Below are 13,082 nucleotides of genomic sequence, written 5' to 3' on the forward strand. Positions count from 1 at the left end.
TGCGCTCCTCATCAGACGGACCAAGTCCCAATTCACCTGTGTCGCAGGGTGGGGCTGGCATGATCGTTTGTCAATCTACTTCAATCATCTTCAATCATGCTGCAGCGCAGAATGATTGAAGATGACGGTTTTTGATTGACTGGAGGTTGAAATCTGAGCACCTTCGATGGTGAGGGAGGCATTTATGCATGAGTCCGAACGCCACAGGGTCATTCTTTCCACGGTCCAGGATCGGGCTGTCGTGACGGTCATTGATCTGTGCAACCTGACCGGGGCATCCGAGGCCACGATACGCCGGGACATTGCGACCCTTCACATGCAGAAAAAGGTTCGGCGGGTGCGGGGCGGCGTTGAATCGCTGAATCCTCCGCAATTCGTTGGTCTCGCCGGGCGCACCTTCGCGGTCAACGAAGCGCTTCGGATCAAGGAGAAGCGGGCGATCGCCCGCGCGGCTGTGGAGCTGTGCCAAGACGGGGAACCGATCATCATCAACGGCGGGACGACGACCTTTCAGATGGTTCACCCGCTTGCGAATCGGCGGTGTCAGGTCTTCACAAATTCTTTTCCCATCGCCGAACACCTGCTGAAGCATTCGAAAAATACCGTGATGGTGTCGGGCGGCGCGATCTATCGCGAGCAGAACATCATCCTGTCGCCGTTCGAGAATGACGTAACCCGCAATTTCTATGCCCGCCGCATGTTCATGGGCGCGCAGGGCATTGGCCCGCTCGGTCTCATGGAGGCGGATCCGCTGCTGATCCGGGCCGAAGAAAAGCTGATGGGGCAGGCCGACGAGCTTGTCGTTCTGGTGGACAGTACGAAATTCGAACAGCGCTCCAGCCTTGTGCTCTGCGGCCTCGACCGCATCACGACGCTGATCACCGATGAAGGAATCTCGGACAAGGCGGCGGCTATGCTGGACGCTGCGGACGTGAAGTTGATCGTCGCCCAGTCGGGCGGCGCTCTGGAGGACGTGGCCGCCTCATAAAACGGCCAGGCAAAACAGTTTCTTTGGGAGGACATGATATGAAACGTCGGACATTCACCTCGCTGGTGGCAGGCATGAGCCTCGCGGCCAGCCTCATGGGCACAAGCGCAATGGCGCAGGACAACATGCGCATCGCGCTTGTCGTCAAAGCGCTTGGCATCGGCTTCTTCGAGGCAGCCGCTGAAGGCGCAGAGGAAGCGGCAGCCGAGCTTGGCAACGTCGAGGTCATCTATACCGGCCCGACCGACACCACTGCGGAAGGCCAGATCGAGGTCATCAATGCGCTGATCGCGCAGGGCGTCGACGCCATCGCGATCTCTGCCAACGACCCGGATGCCGTCTCGCCGGCGCTCCAGCGCGCGATGCAGCGCGGCATCACCGTGATCTCGTGGGACTCCGGCGTGAACGAAGAGGGACGCCAGATGCACCTCAACCCGTCGTCGACTCCGTTGATCGGCAACACGATCATCAAACTTGCCGCCGATCACATGCCTGACGGCGGTCAGGTTGCGATCCTGTCGGCATCGGCTACCGCCACCAACCAGAACGCGTGGATCGCGGCCGCCGAGGAGGTCATGCCGAACTATCCGGGCATCGAGCTCGTTGCGACGGTCTACGGGGACGATCTTTCGGACAAGTCCTACCGCGAAGCGCAGGGTCTCATGGCGTCTTACCCGGATCTGAAAGCGATCATCGCTCCAACAACGGTCGGCATCCTTGCCTCGTGTCAGGCTGTGTCAGACGCTGGCAAGATCGGTCAGGTCAACGTGACCGGTCTTGGCTTGCCGTCGGAGATGGCGGGCTGCGTGGAGTCGGGTGCAACCAAGAGCTTCGCGATCTGGAACCCGATCGATCTGGGTTACTCGGCGACGATGATCGCGCATGCCCTTGCCTCGGGTGCCGCGACAGCAGAGCCGGGCTCGGAAATCCCGACCGGCCGTATGGGGTCGGTGACACTCGACGACACGAATTCCGCGGCGATGTCGGACCCGTTCACGTACGACGCGTCCAACATCGATCAGTTCAAGGACATTTTCTGATCGTCGAAAAAGAACGGTGCAGCTTTCACGCTGCACCGACACCCTTCCGGCAAGGCAACCCAAGACACCCATGTTGATGCAACCCGATCAGACACAGGATCTTCCCAAAGTGGAGACCGGACCGCCGATTTTGGCCCTGAACCGGGTCACCAAGACCTTTCCGGGGGTCACGGCGCTGTCGGAAGTGTCGCTTGAGTTGTTCCCCGGCAAAGTCACGGCTCTGGTCGGAGAGAACGGAGCGGGCAAGTCGACGGTCGTCAAGATCCTGACGGGCATCTATCAGCCGGACGGCGGAGAGATCGAGATCGACGGGGCGCCCTGCCGATTTCCGACGGCGCAAGCGGCAGGAGATGCGGGTGTCACCGCGATCCATCAGGAGACGGTTCTCTTTGACGAGCTGTCGGTGGCGGAGAACATCTTTCTGGGCCACGCACCACGGGGGCGGTTCGGCCTGATCGACACCGCAGAGATGATCGAGAAGGCCCGTGCCATCCTCGTGGGTATCGGCGCACAGATTGAGCCACGCACGAAACTCAAAGACCTTGGGATTGCGAACAAACACCTCGTTGCCATCGCGCGGGCTTTGTCGATCGACGCGCGGGTCGTGATCATGGACGAGCCGACCGCAGCGCTCAGCCAAAAGGAGATCGAGGAGCTTTATGTCCTTGTTGAAGAGCTCAAGGATCAGGGGAAAGCGATCCTCTTCATCAGCCACAAGTTCGATGAGATCTTCCGCATTGCCGACAACTACACAGTTTTCCGCGATGGAGCGCTTGTCGGCACTGGGTCCATCGCGGACGTGTCCGAGGCTGAACTCGTCAAGATGATGGTCGGTCGGGAGGTCAGCCAGATCTTTCCCGATCGTGCGCACAATATCGGCGACGAGATCCTCGTGGTTGAAGGCTACGAACACCCGACCGAATTCGCGGACATAGGTTTCACGCTTCACCGTGGGGAAATTCTGGGCTTTTACGGCCTTGTCGGTGCGGGCCGTTCCGAATTCATGCAGTCGATCTTCGGGATCACACGGCCCTCATCAGGTGTGTTGCGAATTGATGGCAAGCAAGTTGATATCCGATCCCCTGCCGATGCCGTTGCAAATGGCATCGTCTATGTGCCCGAGGATCGCGGCAAACAGGGCGCGATCACCGCGCTCCCTATCTTCCAGAACGTGACTCTTCCCTCTCTCGGGCGCACATCGCGCAACGGCTTCCTCCAACTTGCCGAAGAGTTCAAACTGGCGCGCGACTTCACCGAACGCCTCGACCTTCGCGCGGCCTCGCTGGATACCGATGTCGGCAACCTGTCGGGTGGCAACCAGCAAAAGGTCGTTATCGCCAAGTGGTTGGCCACGCAGCCGAAAGTCATCATCCTTGATGAGCCGACCAAAGGGATCGATATCGGCTCCAAGGCCGCGGTTCACGAATTCATGGCGGAACTCGCCGCTCAGGGTCTGGCGGTGATCATGGTCAGCTCGGAAATCCCCGAGATCATGGGGATGTCAGACAGGGTGATCGTCATGCGAGAGGGGCGGATCGCGGCTGAGCTGTCGGCCGACAACATGACGCCCGAGACTTTGGTACGCCACGCGGCCGGGATCTGAGGGAAGCAAAGTTATGCCGAAAAACATCCTCATGTCTCGCGAAGTGCTCCTCACAGGCGCAATCGCCTTGCTCCTTGCGATCATCGCCTCGCGCTTCCCCGCCTTCATCGCTCCGGCAAACCTCGCGAATGTCTTCAACGACACCGCCCCCCTGATCCTGCTGGCCATTGGTCAGATGATCGTGATCCTGACCCGCTGCATCGATCTGAGCGTCGCTGCCAACCTTGCCCTGACCGGTATGGTTGTCGCCATGATCAATGTCGCCATCCCGGGACTGCCCGTGCCTGTGATCATCGTCATTTCCATCGGATTCGGGGCGCTTCTTGGCGTGATCAACGGTGTCCTTGTCTGGAAGCTCGCCATTCCGCCGATTGTCGTGACGCTGGGGACGATGACGATCTTTCGCGGCACGATCTTTCTTCTTTCTGACGGAAAATGGGTCAACAGCCACGAATTCAGCGACAGCTTCAAGGCGTTTCCGCGGACAGAGTTTCTTGGTCTGCCGCTGATGAGCTGGATCGCCATTGCTGCCGTTCTCCTCTTCACACTCGTGATGTCCCGGACGACCCTGGGTCGCGCGTTCTACGCTGCTGGCGGCAACCCGCACGCGGCCACTTATGCCGGGATCGACGTGGGAAAAACGCAGTTCTGGGCCTTCACGATTTCCGGCGCGTTGGCAGGGCTTACGGGCTATCTCTGGGTGTCGCGGTTTGCCGTGGCGTTCGTGGACCTGGCAGGCGGGTTCGAGCTTAATGTCGTGGCGGCTTGCGTCATCGGGGGCGTCGCCATCATGGGGGGTATCGGCACGGTGTTCGGGGCAATGCTGGGGTCTCTTTTTCTTGGCATCATAAGCAACGCGCTTCCTGTCGTGAACATCTCGCCGTTCTGGCAACTCGCGATCTCGGGCGGTGCGATCATCATCGCGGTCATCCTCAACGCTCAGGCCAATCGGGATAAAGGCCGGATCATCCTCAAACGTGCGGAGCAGGCGACATGACCGACACGAGCCGTTCCATTCCTGACCGCTTGCAATCGCCGCTGGAGCGGCGCCTGAAAAGCTGGGAGACGCTTCTTCTGGCCGTTGCCGTCGCGATCTTCATCGTGAACAGCTTTACCTCACCCTATTTCCTGAACGCGTGGAACCTCAGTGACATGACGTTCAACTTCACGGAAAAGGCGATGATTGCCTTCGCGATGGCACTTCTGATCATCGCGGGTGAAATCGACCTTTCCGTGGCTTCGATCATCGCGCTGGCCTCGACGGCAATGGGCGCGGCCGTTCAGCTTGGGGTGGGAACACCGGGACTGGTGCTCATCGGGCTTGGGGTGGGCCTGCTTTGTGGCGCGTTCAACGGCTTTCTTGTCACGCGTATGGGCCTGCCCTCGATCGTTGTCACCATCGGCACGATGAGCCTTTTCCGCGGGATCAGCTACATCGTTTTGGGCGATCAGGCCTATCGCGGATACCCGTCGGACTTTGCGTTTTTCGGACAGGGCTACGTCTTCTGGGTGATCTCCTTTGAGTTCGTGCTTTTCGCCTGCCTCGCGCTGATCTACTTCGTTCTCCTGCACAAGACGAACTTCGGGCGAGCGGTTTATGCGATCGGAAACAACGCCGTCGGCGCGGAGTTCTCCGGTATCCGGGTCGCCCGCGTGAAGTTCATCCTCTTTCTGCTGACGGGGCTTATGTCCGGCGTGGCCGCCATCTGCCTGACGTCTCGGCTGGCCTCGACACGTCCGTCAATCGCGGTCGGATGGGAGCTGGAGATTGTCACGATGGTGGTTCTTGGTGGTGTGAACATCCTCGGCGGGTCGGGCTCGATCCCGGGCGTGGTGATCGCCGCGTTCGTGATGGGTCTGGTGACGTTCGGCCTAGGCCTTTTGAACGTGCCCGGCATCGTGATGTCCATCGTCATCGGAGCGCTGCTGATCGGCGTCATCGCGTTGCCACGTCTTTGGGAGAATTGGCGCATGCAGGCAGCAAAGCGGTAGGTCAGGAGAGAGCGACATGGAGAAATACGCCTTCAAGATGCACCTCAATCCCGGTGCGAAGGAGGAATACAAGAAACGCCATGACGAGATATGGCCCGACCTTGTCGCGCTTCTGAAAAATGCGGGGATCTCGGACTATTCCATCCACCTCGACGAGGAGACAAACGTCCTTTTCGGTGTGCTTTGGCGGACGGATGATCACAAGATGGACGATCTTCCCTCCCATGAGATCATGAAGACATGGTGGGCGCATATGGCCGACATCATGGAAACGCATGACGACAACGCGCCGGTCGCCGTGGCTCTCACACCCGTCTTTCATATGCCATGACAGGCGCGCATGTAGCCGTCATCGATATCGGCAAGACGAACGCCAAGCTTGCGGTCGTGCGCCGTTCTGATCTTTCGGAAATCGCCGTTGTCACGCGGCCCAACACCGTTTTGCCCGGTCCGCCCTATCCGCATTTCGACGTTGACGGGCATTGGGAGTTCATTCTTGACGGTCTGACGCGCTTCCATGCCGAACATGGGCTGGGCGCGATCACGATCACCACGCATGGCGCTGCCGCTGCGTTGCTCACCAAAGACGGCTCTCTCGCGGCGCCTGTTCTCGACTATGAACACACTGGGCCTGACAGTTCAGCGAAGGAATATGATGCGCTCCGCCCGCTATTTTCCGAGACCGCGTCCCCCCGCCTGTCCATGGGGCTCAATCTCGGCGCGCAACTCCACTGGCAGTTTCTCACCGATCCGGCGCTTCTCGACCGGGTGGCGCATGTCGTGACCTATCCGCAATTCTGGACACATCGCCTGACCGGTGTCGCTGCCACCGACGTGACGTCGCTGGGGTGCCACACGGATCTCTGGAACCCATATGAAGGCCGGTTTTCCGCGCTGCCAGAGTCACTTGGCATCGCGGACAAGATCGCGCCGCCACGCATGCCCGGCGATGTTCTGGGAACGGTCACCGCCGAAATCGCCCGCCGCACCGGACTGAGCGCGGATACGCCGGTCCTTTGTGGTATCCACGATTCCAACGCCTCGCTGCTGTCGCATCTTGTGACGCGCAAACCGCCCTTCAGCGTGGTCTCGACGGGCACATGGGTGATCGCCATGGCCGTGGGCGGCAAATCCGTGACCTTGGACCCTGCGCGCGACACGCTGGTAAACGTAAACGCATTCGGTAATGCCGTGCCATCGGCGCGCTTCATGGGGGGGCGGGAGCACGATCTTCTTCTCCCGGGGCCATCGGTGGATGCGGATGAAGCCGAGATGCGAGAGATTTTGACCCATCGCAGGATGCTGCTACCGGCCATTGTCCCCGAAACCGGCCCATTCGCCGGCATGACCATGCGCTGGATTGGCGACGAGCCGCCCGTTGGGTCAGGGCAGCGGAGCGCTGCGGTCGGCTTCTATCTGGCGCTGGTCACGGCGCATTGTCTTGATCTGATCGGGCATGTGGGCCCTGTCATTGTTGAAGGTCCGTTTGCCCGCAACAAACCCTACCTCACGATGCTTGAAGCCGTATCCGCGTCGTCCGTGATTCCGACGGCCAGCACGACCGGAACAAGCGAAGGCGCCGCCCTGCTCGTCGCGGCTCAGGGGTCTCAAGAACGCGAGATCGCGGCTCGTCCAATCCGAGAAGGCCCGTTGAAGGGCCTTTGCATTGGCTATGCATCGGAGTGGAATGCTGCGGTAAGGGCCATTTGATCGGAACACGACCGCTTCTGGCGCGCACTGGACGTTCCCAGCAGGCTCACCTTGACGCCCACGTAAGGCCAAATTTTATATGGTTTCCGGGCCGAGAAGCATCAGGAGTGCGCGCCCAACCGCGCCGCGAACGCATTCGATATGCCTCATAAATTCGAGAGACATCTTGGTGGATACATCCACGTTCCGGCTACATGCTTGATTTGAATGGTGCCCCCACACGGAACCAACCTATTGTTTTTGTATGATTTTATCCGTAGTTCCTTGTCTGCATCCCCCTAAAAATATGACTGCATCTGTCCTGTCGTGTCTTGTCGTGTCCGTCCTTATCCACTACGTCAAGGGGGATATTTAGGGGGATACAGAATGCGGGCAAAAAATAGGCTGACGACGGGTTTCCTGAAATCGCCCCCGGTGGGAAAGCATTGCGACGGCGCTGGGCTTTGGCTGATAGTGCGTGACGATGGCGGCGCGCAGTGGGTGCTGCGTGTGACCGTTCACGGCAGGCGGCGGGAGATGGGTTTAGGTGGCTATCCGACGCTTGGGCTGGCCGAAGCCCGCAAGCAAGCTTCACGGTGGCGCGATGTGGCGGCGGCGGGCCGTGACCCCATCAAGGAACGTCAAGCCGAAGAACGCGCGGCGCGGCGCGAGGATATATCGCTTGCCATCATCACGGCGGATGCGTTCGAAGCGCGCAAGGCCGAACTGAAAGGTGACGGAACGGCGGGGCGGTGGTTGTCGCCTCTAACCATTCACGTTTTGCCGAAACTGGGCAAAGTGCCAGTGACCGACCTAGACCAGCGCGACATTCGCGACACGCTGGCCCCCATCTGGCATACGAAGGCCGACACGGCGCGGAAAGCTTTGAACCGCCTTTCAATCGTGTTGAAGCACGCGGCGGCACTGGGCTTGGATGTGGATTTGCAGGCAACCGAAAAGGCGAAGGCGTTGCTGGGGAAAACCCGGCATGTGCCTAAGAACATCCCGGCGATGGACTGGCGCGATGTGCCTGACTTCTATGCAAGTCTCGAAGAGCCGACGCTGACCCATCTGGCGTTGCGCTTGCTTATCCTGACCGGCGTGCGCTCTGGGCCGCTGCGAAATCTGCGACTGGACCAAATTAAAGGCGACGTGTGGACCGTGCCAGCCGAAGCGATGAAGGGCCGCAAAGGTGCGACCGATGATTTTCGCGTGCCCTTGTCGGATGAAGCCCAGCGCGTCATTGACCTTGCACGCCCGCACGCACGCAACGGCTATCTGTTTCCGAACAGCCGCAAGGGCGTCATTTCTGACATGACGCTTTCACGGCACATGGAACGGCGCGGGCTAGAAGCGCGCCCGCATGGGTTCCGTACGTCCCTGCGCACATGGTTGGCCGAAGCGACCGACGCCCCGCACGAAGTCGCAGAAGCGATGCTGGCGCATGTGGTGGACGGTGGCGTGGTGCGGGCCTACCGCCGAACCGATTACCTCGAACAGCGCGCCAAGCTGGGTGCTCGTTGGGCCGACCTTGTGACCGGCGGCGCTGGGCAGGTTGTTAAGCTGGCGGGTGAAGGATGATGAATCAGCAGAAATCACGACAAACGCTTGAGACCGTCGCCAGAGAATGGGGGCTCCCCAACTGGGAAGATCCGAGCTCCTATGGTGATGTCACGAAGTGGGACTACAATCGGTGGCGGTGGGAGTTTTATCGTAGAAGGGACGACGTCAGGCTGCATTTTGATGAAGCCGTCAACGATCCAAGCTCCGTTCGAGAATTTATAGGGCCTGCGCGGGACAAGCATCAAAGCGAAGGAATAGCCTGTCCGAACACACCCGGCTTTATGGTCCAAACGGCGGAAAGTGCAAAGCTATTTGGATATTTGGGCATTCCAAACCCAAGAATAAGCGAACAACCGAAAGATGCTATCACTCCGATCACAGACTGGCGTCCCATCGACAGCATTGGACCAAGCGGGGCGCAAGACCAAAAGGTCGAGGTTCTTTTAGTTGCCGCAGGTGTTGAGCTCACTGATTATCAACACTGGTTTCTAGAATTGACGCTCTTGGATCGTTACGCTGCGTTCATTCAAGAGAACGAGTTGGCTCTCAAGTTTGACCTCGATGCTCCGATCAACACGCAGCTTGCCGCGGCCAAGGATTTGCTGGCTGCAAAACAAATCGAAAGGCACCGGTCAAAAATATCTACTAGGCAGCATACGACGAAGTGGTTTGTTTACCTGAGGCTGCTCGATGCGAAGCCTGATGGCTTAGAAGATGACAACACGCCCCCTTATCTTTCTGAACTCGAAAAAATAATCGAAGGAAAAGAAAGAAACCCGCAGTCTGTGAGGGATAGTCTGGCCCAAGCAAGGGCCTTGCGATTTAAGATTTAGCTTCTCCTCGCAGTTCCCGAGCGTCCTAAATTCGGCGATAATCTTGGGGTTCACATGGGCTGGCAAATCTTTGCTAGTGAACCTGCGGCAGCGTTCGCTAAAATGCCCAAATGAGCGCAAATGAGTAGGTTGCCAGATGATTTGTGACCATACCGCACAGATAGACATTCAGAAACTCCCGAAGGAAGCACGGCCGCTGCCGGACGTGATCGACTTCGAGGGTGAACGGATCCTGACGACCTGGACCGACATGCACTTCGGTGGCCGCCGTCAGTGGTTCCTCTGCCCGTCCTGCGACCGGCGATGCGCTGTGATCTATAAGAGGGACATGGGCCCACTCTGGGGCTGCCGTGTGTGCCTTGACGGGCGCTACGAAAGCGAGCGCAAGTCTCCTCAGGCGCGCCGGTTGCAGAAAGCGTTCAAAATCCGCGAGCGATTGGGGCAGACGGAAGGAAACCTGCACCTGCCGTTCCCCGAGCGGCCACGGCACATGCACCACCGTACCTACAAGCGTATCCGTGCAGAGGCCAAGGCGCTTGAGCACGAGATCGGCATTCACAACATCGCCTACATCCGGAAATGCAGCGTTGAGACCATCCGTAGGAAATTAGCGGATGGCAAACTGGGTTTGGTTCGGGTGATGGATTAGCGGGCTGTAATGATGAGCCGGACAAAGATCGACCATGCAAAAAGCTTCGCTGATTGTCATGAGACGCGATATTCTGAGTGAAAAGGTCGGATGACGGCGGCCAGTCCGAAGCGGACCAGATCAGCTGAACGCTTTGCTAGCGCAGCGCCAGCATGTCGTGTGGGGAACTGCCGTTCGCCGCATGCGGGGGCAACACCGTTCGCGGACCAATAAGCAGATACCCCAAGGGCCAAATGCTTATGGGAATCTCCCGTGTCGGATTGTGGCTTAACCGACGTTGCAACGAACCCTGTGAACCTCATGGTAAGTTCGGTCCTTAGCCGTTTTGTGTTACAAGGCTTTGGCTTGGTCATTCTTTGGGTTGGTCGCCATCGTTCCAAGCGTCTTCTGGTTCAAAGACATCGACTTCACCCAATTCAATCTCGTAGTTCGGATCATCAATTTCACTGTCCAGGTAGATGATCTCCTGATCATCCGTCCCAATGCCGTATATGTCGACAGTGATTGTCGCGCGAACCGTTATACCCTCATCGACTTCGATGCAGCGTCCGCCCATGCTAACGGACTCTTTGTCAATGCCGTCCCAAACAGAGAAATCGAGTTCCACCATCACTCTAACAACCAAATTCAAAGGCATGCTCAAGACAAGTCGAGCCGCCTGTTCTTCCTCCTCAATATCCTCGAAATCAATAACTCTGATTTCATCCTCTCGTGGCCAATCAATACTCTGTAGTTCGCCTGCCCACACGGAGACTTCTGCGTCACCAAATGTAGGATAGGCGGAAGCTGAAAACTCGAGATTTTCTACGCGCAGCGCAATGTTGGGAAATACGTCCTCTGCACCGTTACTCTCTTCCACCAGCCAGGTGTGAACCGCCATCTTGAGGACGGGCGGCGCGTTTCGTATCAGCGCCAACGCCCTCTCAATTTCTCGGACAATGTAGAGGTTTTCGGACTTTTCGCAGTAATCTTGCCAGTCCCCGTCCTTCGAAACGACAAGGATTCCATTGCCGCGTTCGACTGCGGCGCATTCGAGAGCGTTCAATGCGAGAGCGTCAGGAAATTCGTCTTTTTTCCTTCCGGTGCCGAAGGGTGGTTCGCCAGCAAAGTAGGCATCAAACAACGTCGATGTTTTGACCAGGGAATGATCATCAATGACCTCGCAGCCGCTTTCGGCCAAATATTTGGCCCAACGCTCTTTGGCGATGTCACGCGCCGATTTCCCCCCAGTTATCTGTTCAAGAACTTCATCTTTGGAAGGTTTCTCGGTATCAAAAGCAAAAAGGGCCTTCCCAACTGCTTTCTTTGCATTCCGCAAAGATTCTTGCGCAGCGTTTTCGAGGTGGTTTTCGACCTCTTTCGCGACGATGCTCGACAGAATGTAGTTAAAAGAAAGCGGTTTCAGCCGAGCCGTAGCCTGCATTACTGCCGAGTTCAGGTTGAGCTGTTTCTCATCAAATATGCTTGTGTCGACCGAGATCGCGGTAATTTTGCCATTCGCAAGCAGTCGCTTTAGCTCATCGTCGGTGACTATTGGCATCTAGGAGTAGACCATCGATTGGGTTGGTGGATTGAGTACCCGAAATCGAGTTTATTGGGAAGCCTCGTTTCTTGCTGGATGCGAAGGTCGAGCAATCCGCTTTCAGGACGCCGCACTGCGGCGTCGGCCAAATCGATGAACGGCAGGTAGGTGCCGTAGAATGGAACGTCGATACGCTTCGCCAGCAAATTGCCGGCCGCATTGTCGATGGCGTGAGCGTTCAGAGAAATCGCATTCGCCTAACCCGACGTGATAAATCCGTCGGTCGCGAAGCAGTAGACACTGTTCAAGGTTTACAGCGAAGTCTAAAAAAATTGCCGACATGCCATCGCGCGATACCGCGGGTCGGGCTGACGTCGGGCGAGGAAAAGATTAGATAAATGTTCAATTACTGTGTGATCTAGTCAAGTGCTGGCTTCTCAAAGAGCAGCATCTTAGATGTGACGGGCTGGATACTTTGCGCTGGCCGAAGGATCCGGGACTCTATCCAAAACGTCTTTGCAGGGAATGGAAGCACATGAAGAGAGTCAGTCTCAAACCTATCGTTTTGACGCTTATGCTTGTTTCCGGATGCACAAGTGGCCTTGGCAGCAGTGCAGTTGTTTCGGGAGCCGGCCCCGACGAACTCTTGAAGCTGCGTGCTGGTCCCGGACTTGGGTTTCGCGTGATCCTGGGGTTGCCAGACGGAACTCTGCTCATTCAGCGTGATTGCGTGACAGAAGCCTTCCAGCTGTGGTGTCGGGTCTCGCTTGCCACGGCGCCTAGCGTTACCGGATATGTCTCAGCCGACTATCTCATCCCACGCTGACAGGTCTGCAATCAGTCGGCTAAAATCGGCAAGCTGGTTCCGAATGGACTCCAACGACAGAAAATTCGTGGTGACAGTTGGCGACGTGGTAGGTGGTGGACCTCGACTGAGGAAAAACGCGTTAATTTACTTAGGGGTCTGTGGAGTTTTCGCCGCAAGGTCAGTGGGCGGTCCTGTTCGAACAAGCCTGCCAAATTAGCCAGGAGAGCAAGCGCCGCGGGTATTGAAGCCGCATCAAACAGCGCCTTGAAACACATGAGGAAGGGCGGACGACTTGCGCCAGAAGCGACGTCGTGACCAAATAGCGCAGAGGGCAAGGGGACCATGAGAATCCGCTGCACACTATAGGACTCCAACGAGGCGAGCGAATGTCGCAT

At 57.8% G+C, this 13,082-nt stretch carries 12 protein-coding genes; 11 read left to right on the plus strand and 1 reads right to left on the minus strand.

Features of this window, described 5'->3' with window-relative positions; translation table 11 throughout:
- Positions 1-184: 184 nt before the first annotated feature.
- From ACMVPR_RS00615 to ACMVPR_RS00660, 10 genes are all read left to right on the plus strand, one after another.
- A complete protein-coding gene (locus ACMVPR_RS00615) occupies positions 185-988 on the plus strand; it encodes a DeoR/GlpR family DNA-binding transcription regulator (RefSeq protein WP_300581225.1) in 804 nt (267 codons plus the stop codon).
- A 38-nt stretch (positions 989-1,026) separates the two neighbouring features.
- Positions 1,027-2,028 carry a rhamnose ABC transporter substrate-binding protein gene (gene rhaS, locus ACMVPR_RS00620; RefSeq protein WP_300581228.1) on the plus strand — a complete coding sequence of 334 codons (1,002 nt, stop codon included), beginning with the start codon at positions 1,027-1,029 and terminating at the stop codon, positions 2,026-2,028.
- Positions 2,029-2,098: 70 nt separating this feature from the next.
- Positions 2,099-3,631 carry a sugar ABC transporter ATP-binding protein gene (locus ACMVPR_RS00625; RefSeq protein ID WP_416881265.1) on the plus strand — a complete coding sequence of 511 codons (1,533 nt, stop codon included), beginning with the start codon at positions 2,099-2,101 and terminating at the stop codon, positions 3,629-3,631.
- A 13-nt stretch (positions 3,632-3,644) separates the two neighbouring features.
- Entirely contained in the window at positions 3,645-4,628 is a 984-nt protein-coding gene (locus tag ACMVPR_RS00630; protein WP_416881266.1) for an ABC transporter permease, read from the plus strand.
- Positions 4,625-5,623, plus strand: coding sequence for an ABC transporter permease (locus tag ACMVPR_RS00635; RefSeq protein WP_416881267.1), 999 nt, complete (start codon positions 4,625-4,627; stop codon positions 5,621-5,623). Before ACMVPR_RS00630 ends, ACMVPR_RS00635 begins: the two co-directional genes overlap by 4 nt.
- A 16-nt stretch (positions 5,624-5,639) precedes the next feature.
- Positions 5,640-5,954: an L-rhamnose mutarotase gene (gene rhaM / locus ACMVPR_RS00640; protein ID WP_416881268.1), complete on the plus strand. Its 315-nt coding sequence runs from the start codon at positions 5,640-5,642 to the stop codon at positions 5,952-5,954.
- Positions 5,951-7,333, plus strand: coding sequence for an FGGY-family carbohydrate kinase (locus tag ACMVPR_RS00645; protein WP_416881269.1), 1,383 nt, complete (start codon positions 5,951-5,953; stop codon positions 7,331-7,333). The genes rhaM and ACMVPR_RS00645 overlap by 4 nt, the downstream gene beginning before the upstream one ends.
- A 366-nt stretch (positions 7,334-7,699) precedes the next feature.
- Positions 7,700-8,893: a tyrosine-type recombinase/integrase gene (locus tag ACMVPR_RS00650; protein WP_416881270.1), complete on the plus strand. Its 1,194-nt coding sequence runs from the start codon at positions 7,700-7,702 to the stop codon at positions 8,891-8,893.
- A complete protein-coding gene (locus ACMVPR_RS00655; RefSeq protein ID WP_416881271.1) occupies positions 8,890-9,708 on the plus strand; it encodes a hypothetical protein in 819 nt (272 codons plus the stop codon). Before ACMVPR_RS00650 ends, ACMVPR_RS00655 begins: the two co-directional genes overlap by 4 nt.
- Before the next feature lie 136 nt (positions 9,709-9,844).
- Positions 9,845-10,357 carry a hypothetical protein gene (locus ACMVPR_RS00660; RefSeq protein WP_416881272.1) on the plus strand — a complete coding sequence of 171 codons (513 nt, stop codon included), beginning with the start codon at positions 9,845-9,847 and terminating at the stop codon, positions 10,355-10,357.
- A gap of 349 nt (positions 10,358-10,706) precedes the next feature.
- On the opposite strand, the gene ACMVPR_RS00665 is transcribed toward ACMVPR_RS00660, so the two are convergent.
- A complete protein-coding gene (locus ACMVPR_RS00665) occupies positions 10,707-11,897 on the minus strand; it encodes a PIN domain-containing protein (RefSeq protein ID WP_416881273.1) in 1,191 nt (396 codons plus the stop codon).
- Between the two features lie 517 nt (positions 11,898-12,414).
- On the opposite strand from ACMVPR_RS00665, the gene ACMVPR_RS00670 reads away from it, so the two are divergent.
- Positions 12,415-12,705, plus strand: coding sequence for an SH3 domain-containing protein (locus ACMVPR_RS00670; RefSeq protein ID WP_416881274.1), 291 nt, complete (start codon positions 12,415-12,417; stop codon positions 12,703-12,705).
- Positions 12,706-13,082 lie beyond the last annotated feature (377 nt).

The organism is Marivita sp., from assembly GCF_048006345.1.
Taxonomy (GTDB): domain Bacteria; phylum Pseudomonadota; class Alphaproteobacteria; order Rhodobacterales; family Rhodobacteraceae; genus Marivita.

What these genes read in the sequence shown, in the direction of transcription:
- ACMVPR_RS00615 (WP_300581225.1), top strand. Translation starts at nt 185, where the DNA reads ATGCATGAGTCCGAACGCCACAGGGTCATTCTTTCCACGGTCCAGGAT.
- rhaS (WP_300581228.1), top strand. Translation starts at nt 1,027, where the DNA reads ATGAAACGTCGGACATTCACCTCGCTGGTGGCAGGCATGAGCCTCGCG.
- ACMVPR_RS00625 (WP_416881265.1), top strand. Translation starts at nt 2,099, where the DNA reads ATGTTGATGCAACCCGATCAGACACAGGATCTTCCCAAAGTGGAGACC.
- ACMVPR_RS00630 (WP_416881266.1), top strand. Translation starts at nt 3,645, where the DNA reads ATGCCGAAAAACATCCTCATGTCTCGCGAAGTGCTCCTCACAGGCGCA.
- ACMVPR_RS00635 (WP_416881267.1), top strand. Translation starts at nt 4,625, where the DNA reads ATGACCGACACGAGCCGTTCCATTCCTGACCGCTTGCAATCGCCGCTG.
- rhaM (WP_416881268.1), top strand. Translation starts at nt 5,640, where the DNA reads ATGGAGAAATACGCCTTCAAGATGCACCTCAATCCCGGTGCGAAGGAG.
- ACMVPR_RS00645 (WP_416881269.1), top strand. Translation starts at nt 5,951, where the DNA reads ATGACAGGCGCGCATGTAGCCGTCATCGATATCGGCAAGACGAACGCC.
- ACMVPR_RS00650 (WP_416881270.1), top strand. Translation starts at nt 7,700, where the DNA reads ATGCGGGCAAAAAATAGGCTGACGACGGGTTTCCTGAAATCGCCCCCG.
- ACMVPR_RS00655 (WP_416881271.1), top strand. Translation starts at nt 8,890, where the DNA reads ATGATGAATCAGCAGAAATCACGACAAACGCTTGAGACCGTCGCCAGA.
- ACMVPR_RS00660 (WP_416881272.1), top strand. Translation starts at nt 9,845, where the DNA reads ATGATTTGTGACCATACCGCACAGATAGACATTCAGAAACTCCCGAAG.
- ACMVPR_RS00665 (WP_416881273.1), bottom strand. Translation starts at nt 11,897, where the DNA reads ATGCCAATAGTCACCGACGATGAGCTAAAGCGACTGCTTGCGAATGGC.
- ACMVPR_RS00670 (WP_416881274.1), top strand. Translation starts at nt 12,415, where the DNA reads ATGAAGAGAGTCAGTCTCAAACCTATCGTTTTGACGCTTATGCTTGTT.